The sequence below is a fragment of the Mycobacterium sp. genome, assembly GCF_039583785.1.
GTDB lineage: Bacteria > Actinomycetota > Actinomycetes > Mycobacteriales > Mycobacteriaceae > Mycobacterium.
Window position 1 is genome coordinate 1 of the sequence record NZ_JAVKSG010000105.1, and the last position, 7,172, is coordinate 7,172.

General features: G+C 61.3%; 7 protein-coding genes and 2 pseudogenes. All 9 read left to right on the top strand.

Features of this window, described 5'->3' with window-relative positions:
- Positions 1-42: 42 nt before the first annotated feature.
- Positions 43-507 (top strand): annotated as a pseudogene (locus tag ABDV69_RS19320) (cation:proton antiporter); the annotation flags it as partial.
- A 147-nt stretch (positions 508-654) separates the two neighbouring features.
- A pseudogene (locus ABDV69_RS19325) lies at positions 655-864 on the top strand (type II toxin-antitoxin system RelE/ParE family toxin); the annotation flags it as partial.
- Positions 861-1,169 carry a helix-turn-helix transcriptional regulator gene (locus ABDV69_RS19330; RefSeq protein ID WP_343577268.1) on the top strand — a complete coding sequence of 103 codons (309 nt, stop codon included), beginning with the start codon at positions 861-863 and terminating at the stop codon, positions 1,167-1,169. The pseudogene ABDV69_RS19325 and the gene ABDV69_RS19330, both read left to right, overlap by 4 nt.
- Before the next feature lie 376 nt (positions 1,170-1,545).
- Positions 1,546-2,082, top strand: a complete 537-nt coding sequence (locus ABDV69_RS19335) for a helix-turn-helix domain-containing protein (protein ID WP_343577271.1) — start codon at positions 1,546-1,548, stop codon at positions 2,080-2,082.
- A gap of 12 nt (positions 2,083-2,094) precedes the next feature.
- Positions 2,095-2,646 carry a PIN domain-containing protein gene (locus tag ABDV69_RS19340; protein ID WP_343577274.1) on the top strand — a complete coding sequence of 184 codons (552 nt, stop codon included), beginning with the start codon at positions 2,095-2,097 and terminating at the stop codon, positions 2,644-2,646.
- A gap of 52 nt (positions 2,647-2,698) precedes the next feature.
- The gene (locus ABDV69_RS19345; protein WP_343577276.1) at positions 2,699-4,876 is read left to right on the top strand and encodes a DEAD/DEAH box helicase family protein; all 2,178 of its coding nucleotides are present in this window, start codon (positions 2,699-2,701) and stop codon (positions 4,874-4,876) included.
- Between the two features lie 381 nt (positions 4,877-5,257).
- Positions 5,258-5,536 (top strand): DUF1778 domain-containing protein, encoded by a 279-nt coding sequence (locus ABDV69_RS19350; RefSeq protein ID WP_343577277.1) that lies wholly within the window; start codon positions 5,258-5,260, stop codon positions 5,534-5,536.
- 1 nt (position 5,537) lies between these two features.
- Positions 5,538-6,053: a GNAT family N-acetyltransferase gene (locus ABDV69_RS19355; protein WP_343577279.1), complete on the top strand. Its 516-nt coding sequence runs from the start codon at positions 5,538-5,540 to the stop codon at positions 6,051-6,053.
- A 10-nt stretch (positions 6,054-6,063) separates the two neighbouring features.
- Positions 6,064-6,948, top strand: coding sequence for an HNH endonuclease (locus ABDV69_RS19360; protein ID WP_343577281.1), 885 nt, complete (start codon positions 6,064-6,066; stop codon positions 6,946-6,948).
- The last annotated feature ends 224 nt before the right edge of the window (positions 6,949-7,172 follow it).

The window sequence follows — 7,172 nt, forward strand, 5'->3', positions numbered from 1 at the left end:
CTCGGGATCCTTTCGGAACGACGACAGACGATCTCCCCGCCAATGCTGAGCACGGTTTTGATTCTCTTGATGGCATGCGCCTGGTTCACCGACGCCATCGGGATCTACGCGATTTTCGGCGCCTTCATCCTCGGCGTCGCGATGCCATCCGGTTTTTTTGCCGAACGACTGACCGTCAACCTCGAGCCACTCGTCACGACGTTCCTGTTGCCGCTGTTTTTCGTCTACTCAGGACTCAATACTCAGATCGGTCTGGTTGACAGCCCGGCGTTGTGGGCCGTGACGCTCGGGCTACTCGTCATCTCGATCGCCGGCAAGGGAATCGCGTGCATCGTGGCAGCGCGGCTCCGGAAAGTCCCGTTCCGTGAATCCCTCGCACTCGGTTCGCTGATGAACGCGCGTGGGTTGATCGAGTTAATCCTGCTCAACATCGGACTCGAGGCCGGCATCATCACCCCCACGCTGTTCACCATGCTCGTTCTGGTCGCCATCGTCACCACGCTGATGGCCACCCCGGTGTTCGAGTTGGTCTACGGGCGGCACCGAGATCGTTTGGAGAACGAAAAGCACAGGCCTTGTCCCGGAAGTAGCGGTAGCGCCTTTTCCGCATTCACCCACGGTTCTCGCGCTGCCGGGGCGATGTGTGACGTTCATGCCCACATACGAGTGCTCTTCGCCTTCGACATCCAGTCTCGGGCGATCTTGCTGGCCGCCGGAGACAAGGCAGGAAATTGGACGAAGTGGTACGCGACGAACATCCCCATCGCCGCTCGCCTGTTCACCGAACACCAAGAAAAGCTGATGAAGGAGGGTGACGCGGCCAAAGCCGCCAAGCCGAAGACACGAAAGGGGAAGAAACAATGACAACGCTTGATGACCTTCGGCGTCGCCGTCCGAGCAACCGTGCCCGCATCGACGCGATCAAGGACGAGATGGATCGCGAGGTTGCTCAGTACCGTCTCCGCGAGCTGCGCCAAGACGCTGGTTACACTCAGACCTCCCTCGCGGCAGCCATCGGCGTCGGACAGAACCGCGTTTCCCAGATGGAGCACGGCAATCTGGCCACCAGCCGGATCGACACCCTCCGCAAGTACGTCGAGGCCACCGGCAGCGAGCTGGAGGTCGTGGTGAAGCGCCCCGACGGGTCTCGCGTCTTACTGAGACTTTGATATCCGCCGGCCGAGGTGGAAATGTTTTGGTCGGAGCGTTTCACGTAGCCGCCCATGAACCTATTTAGGTGGCAGACGTCGCCGAGCTCCGTCCAGAAGTGACCGAGCGCTCCGTCCATGGTCTCGCTCAGGCGTTCTGCCATCACTGGATGGTCTCACCACCGGTAACGGCAACAAGCCAGATGGACGCTTGGCTGTGGCTTCTGCCATTCGCGTTGTGGTCCCAATTTGGCCCCAGACTGCCATGCCCACCGCAAATCCCCATCGGCATCATCGCAGGCAGCGGTAGCGCATTTTCCCAGTTCGCTGACGATTCTCGCGCTGACGGCTTCGAACGTTCCGGATGTCCTTTCGGATAGTGCAGATAGGAGCCAACGTGAGCGCCGAAGCCGCAGGGGCAGCCACCTTCATTCCCGAGGATCCCGACGAGCTCGCGCCGGTGGTGGAGTTTCTGGCTACCCATCAACGCCTCCGCGAAACGGTGGCATCGCCCAGCTACGCATTTGTCGGGATAGACGAACATGACCGCATCGAGCTGCCGCGTTCAGTGCACCAAGCATTGACCAAGGTCGTCGCGGCGTTGCATGCCGGAAAGGCCGTCACCATCGCCCCGCAGACGATGAAGTTGACCACCCAGCAAGCTGCCGATCTGTTGGGAGTCAGCCGCCCGACGGTGGTCCGACTGATCACTGACGGCGCGTTGCCGGCCGAACGGATCGGCAATCGCAATCGACTGCTGCTCGACGACGTTCTGGCCTATCGCGAGCAGCGCCGCAATCGCCAGTATGAGGCGCTGGCGGCTACCGCGGTCGACATCGATGCTGGGGACGATATGGAGGTCGTTCGCGAGCGGCTGCGTGAAGCGCGCCGCGTCGTCGCCGAGCGGCGTCGGGCCGCGGCTGCCACGCGCTGACAACACCTGCGAATGTCCGCCGCGCTGTTGGATACCTCGGTGCTGTGGCCCGGCCTGCAGCGCGACTTCCCACTCTCGTTGGCGGTCGAGGGCTTGTATCGGCCGTTGTGGTCAACGGCGATTCTCGATGAATTGTGTGAACACGAAGCGCGAAAACTCATCGATCGCGGTCACGACCCGGCTCTCGCATGCCAGCGGGCGCAGCGCCTGGTCGATCGAATGAGAACGGCATTCGATGACGCCATCGTGGTGAGCTGGGAAAGCTTGGAAGGCACGTTTGGCCTACCCGACGTCGACGACGAACACGGTGTTGCGGCGGCCCTCGTTGGAGGAGCGGACGTGCTCGTCACCAGGAACTTGAAAGACTGCCCACCGCAACAGATCCCCAATCCACTTACGGTGATCCCACCTGCGCAGTCCGCTGCTGACACCGTCGCCGTGTCCCCCGACATCGCCTGTCGCGCCGTGATTGGTCTGGCTTCTAGATTCGTGCGGCCCTCGTCCACGGTCGATGAGATTCTCGACCACCTTGTGGCACGCTACAAGATGATCGAAGCCGTCTAACTCATCCGCAGCGTCATAGCTGCTGTTCGAGGAGAAGCGACCGTTAACGGCATTGAGAACTTCCCTGGCGAGTTGGACCGATGTTTACGCGGTGCGCTGGGAGAACCGGCGAGATGGCCGCTCGGGCTGGATGCCGGCGATCAAAGGCTATTGGCGCAAAGGAATGAATCGGGCCGACGCCCCTTACCTCCCGCTGACCCCCGAAGTCGTTGACGCCCACCTTCGCGGCGAGGCGGATATCGGCCTGTATGCCCTCGGCGATGACGGCACATGTTGGTGGATCGCGGCGGACTTCGACAAAGAAGCCGCGATGCTTGACGCACTCGCCTACATGAAAGGAGCCCGTTCCCATGGCATTCCAGCCGCACTGGAAGTATCTCAATCCGGGCGAGGCGCTCACGTCTGGATCTTCTTCGCTCATGCAATCTCGGCTTCGGTCGCCCGCAGCCTGGCTACAAGCCTGCTGAGTGAAGCGTTTCGGCTACGCGGCAGCATGCATCTGAGCAGCTACGACCGTTTGTTCCCTTCCCAGGATGTCCACACCGGGCGCGGGGTGGGCAATCTGATCGCCGCACCAATGAACGGTAAGCGACGTCACCACGGCACCACCCTGTTCCTTGATCCCGCCACCCTCGAGCCATACGAAGATCAGTGGGCCTACCTGTCAAGCATCGCCAGACTGTCCACCAAAGACGTGACGGCGTTGGCGCGCCAACTTCCCGATCCACAGATCGGCCACAACGTCCGGCGTCTGCAGCTACCGACGTCGTCACGCATCATTCCGCGGCCGGCGGCAATCATCCGCGCAGAGTTCACTTCCCGACTCACCCTGACCGCCAACGATCTCGGCCCAGCAATGATTTCCGCGGTTAAACACGCCGCATCGATACGCAACCCGGAATTCGATGCGCGCCAACGCGCCCGCCGCAGCACTTGGGACACACCACGGTTCCTCCACAGCTACGACGAAACCGCCGACGGTGATCTCGTCCTGCCCCGCGGACTCCATCCTCTGCTGACCGAACTCGTCGAATCCGCGTGCAGCAAGCTACACATCGACGACAAACGCATCCTCGGTGTACATCATGAGTTCACCTGCAGGACGCAGTTGCGGAACGTTCAGACCACCGCACTGCACCAACTCCTCGAACAAGACACCAGCGTCCTCGTCGCACCACCGGGTACCGGAAAGACGGTGATTGCCTGCGCAGCAATCGAATCACGGTCGACCTCCACTCTGGTTCTGGTCGATCGCAAGGCACTGGCCGACCAATGGCGCGACCGGATCAGTCGGCACCTAGGCTACAAATGCGGTCAAATCGGTGGCGGACGATCGAAAACCACCGGCATCCTCGACATCGCTCTGCTACCAACTCTTGCCCGCCGCGACAACGTCGAAGACATCACCGCCAACTACGGATTCGTCATCGTGGACGAATGCCACCACGTCGCCGCTGGCGCATTCTTTGGCGTGCTGAGCCGCATCGCTGCGCGCTACTGGCTCGGCCTGACCGCGACTCCGGAACGCCGCGACGGGCTCGAAGACCTGATCTATCACCAACTTGGATCGCACCACGTAGCGATCGACCAGCCGGGTACTGGACAACTCCCGGTCGACAGTTCCGACCTACTGACGCCCCACCCTGTTCTGCACCTGCACCCGACCGAATTCCACTATCGCGGCGACGCCGATCCCGCCGCACCCGGTGGAATGGCCGAAATCTATCGAGCCCTCGTCGCCGATCACGCACGACTCGACCAAATCGTGGCCGATGTCCTGACCGCCGCTGAAACCGGCGCCAACATCCTGGTGCTCACCACATGGGTCGATCACCTCAACGCGATCACCGACCGGCTTCAGGCCGCCGGAAAGTCCGTCACGGTCCTCAGCGGCGGGATCAAGGCTCGCGAACGCCGCCAGATCACCGACCAACTCGCCAACCACTCCCTCGGTTCGGATCCACTCCTGATCGTCGGCACCAGCTCATTCATCGGCGAAGGCTTCGACTGCCCCGCCCTCGACACCTTGTTCCTGGCTGCGCCGATCACCTTCAAAAATCGACTTGTGCAGTACATCGGTCGCGTCACCCGTCCCTACCCCTCGAAGAGCACTGCAACCGTGCACGACTACCACGACGAGCAGACCCCCGTCATAGCCTCATCGCTGAAGAAGCGAGCACCCGGCTACATCAAGATGGGCTTCCCTGACCCGCGCAAGATCCTCCGATAGAACTGCGGGCCATCCCACTTGACGATCGGACAAGCGTCACCGCAATACGCTAAGCCGGGTCCTGTGGTCCCAAGCGGCCGAAAGCTGAACCACTGTCGAGGTATCGTGTAGTCATCACCACAGGTCAAAGCCTACTTTTCTGCGTCGGGCTGACAGGATTTTAACCTGCGACCACTTGACCCCCAGGAAGTAGGGGTGTGGCGTTTCCCCAGTTCATGGTCAATGTTCGTGACTGGGTGCGCCATGTGTGACGTTGGTGAACATGCACGTCGTTCAGCATCGTGCATAGCGTGTGGTCCCAGCGTGGTCCCATGTGGGCGATCCGGCCCGACCCACTCACGTGTCCTTGACGGAAAGCTAATGTACTGCCATTGTAAGTACATGACTGCAATGAAGGACGACCGGCTGCAGTTGCGGGTCGACGTCGCCGCCAAGCGGCGACTAGAAGAGGCGGCAAGCGAAGCACATCTCAGTGTCACGGCGTTCGTGCTCCAAGCCGCGAGCCGTGCCGCCGACGACGTGCTCGCCGAACGCCAGACGATCCACCTCTCCCCCGATGCTGCGGCCGCCTTCACCGAGGCGCTCAACCGTCCCGCGCGGGTCAACGAGAGGCTCGCGACAGCACTGCAGCGCCCGACAAAGTTGACCTGGCTAGACTGAAGTGCAGGTCCACCGGCCGACATTACTTGATCTGGACAAACACTACAGAGACGAATTCACCTCTGGAGAAACAACATTAGACGAGTGGCTGCGCCGCTACGCCGGCCAGAACCGACGCGGCAACACCGCCGCAGTGTGGGTGATCACCGACGCCAACCACCACGTCGTCTGCTACGCCAGCTTGTCGATGACCTCCGTCGATCGGTCCGCCAGCCCCAAACGCCTGGGTAAGGGCGCACCGCGGCAGATTCCTGCGCTGTTGGTCGGCCGCCTGGCCACCGACACCCGGGGAGCCGGACTTGGGCTCGGAACCGAGATGGCCAAGCACATCTTGGCAACCGCGGCCGAACTGAACATCAAGGCAGCCTGTCGTGCCGTGGTTGTCACTGCTCTCAACGCCGAGGCGTTCCGCTGGTGGCGGCGGCTCGGATTTCAACCGCTTGGTGCCGACGATCCAGCCAACTTGGACCTCTATCTGTTGACCAAAGATATCGCCGAAACCCTGGCCACCCTGTAAGACTCCAGCCATGGACAGCGCGGTTGAGCTGCATCTTCGCAACCTGATCTTCGAAAGACTTGCCGATATCGTGGCTGAGAATGGCGTTGTAAGTCGGAGCGAACTCGAACGACTTCAAGTTGGAGACCAACGATGGCGAGTTATTGACCGGAATCGCGGCATCCGGAACCCGAAAGAACTCCTGGCCACGTTGTCGGTGATCTCCAACCCCAAAGGACCGTACGCAGATATGCATGTAGGCGGCTCGCTCTACGCCTACGACTACCGGGCAGGCAGCACCGACGGGGATAACCGCAAGATGCGGCGCGCCCTCGAACTCGGCCTGCCAATCATCTTGCTCCGCACCATCCGCCCAGGCATCTTCGTGCCGATATTCCCTGTCTATGTGGTCGCAGACGACGCTGGCAATCGACGATTTATCCTTGCTCTCGACGAAAGCCTTCGCTTCGTCTCTGACCCGCTGCAGCTCAAACCAGCCGAACGCGAATACGCCGAACGAATCCTGAAACAACGCCTCCATCAACCGGAATTCCGAGGACGCGTCCTCCTGGCCTATCAAACACAATGCACCGTCTGCAGCCTCCGGCATGGCAAGCTGCTTGATGCTGCCCACATCATCGGCGACAACAAGCAGCACGGCCTTCCGATAGTCGAGAACGGTCTGAGCCTCTGCAAAATCCACCACGCCGCCTTTGACGCAAACCTACTCGGCATCTCACCGGATTACGTCGTCCACATCAACCGTGCCCTGATGGATGAAATCGATGGGCCGATGCTCCGGCACGGCCTTCAAGAAATGGACGGCCGACTCCTTACCCTGCCTGCGCGAGCGTCGGACCGGCCCGGAGCCGATCGACTGGCCGAACGATTCGACGAATTCCGCGCTGCAGGATGACAGACCCTCGAACAGCCTCTGGCCTTTGGTCGGGCTGACAGGATTTGAACCTGCGACCACTTGACCCCCAGGAAGTAGCAGTAACGCATTTCCGCAGGTCGCGTGCGCTGTGTGGCTGCTTCGTGGCCGTGCCTGACGTGCATAAACGCGCAGGTCGTTCACCAACGCGCATGACGTGTGGTCCCAAGCTGGTCCCACCGCTCGCAGGGCCTGGAGTCGCTAAG

Excerpts from the sequence above, each read along its gene's own strand:
- ABDV69_RS19330 (WP_343577268.1), top strand. The coding sequence starts at position 861 with ATGACAACGCTTGATGACCTTCGGCGTCGCCGTCCGAGCAACCGTGCC.
- ABDV69_RS19340 (WP_343577274.1), top strand. The coding sequence starts at position 2,095 with ATGTCCGCCGCGCTGTTGGATACCTCGGTGCTGTGGCCCGGCCTGCAG.
- ABDV69_RS19350 (WP_343577277.1), top strand. The coding sequence starts at position 5,258 with ATGACTGCAATGAAGGACGACCGGCTGCAGTTGCGGGTCGACGTCGCC.
- ABDV69_RS19360 (WP_343577281.1), top strand. The coding sequence starts at position 6,064 with ATGGACAGCGCGGTTGAGCTGCATCTTCGCAACCTGATCTTCGAAAGA.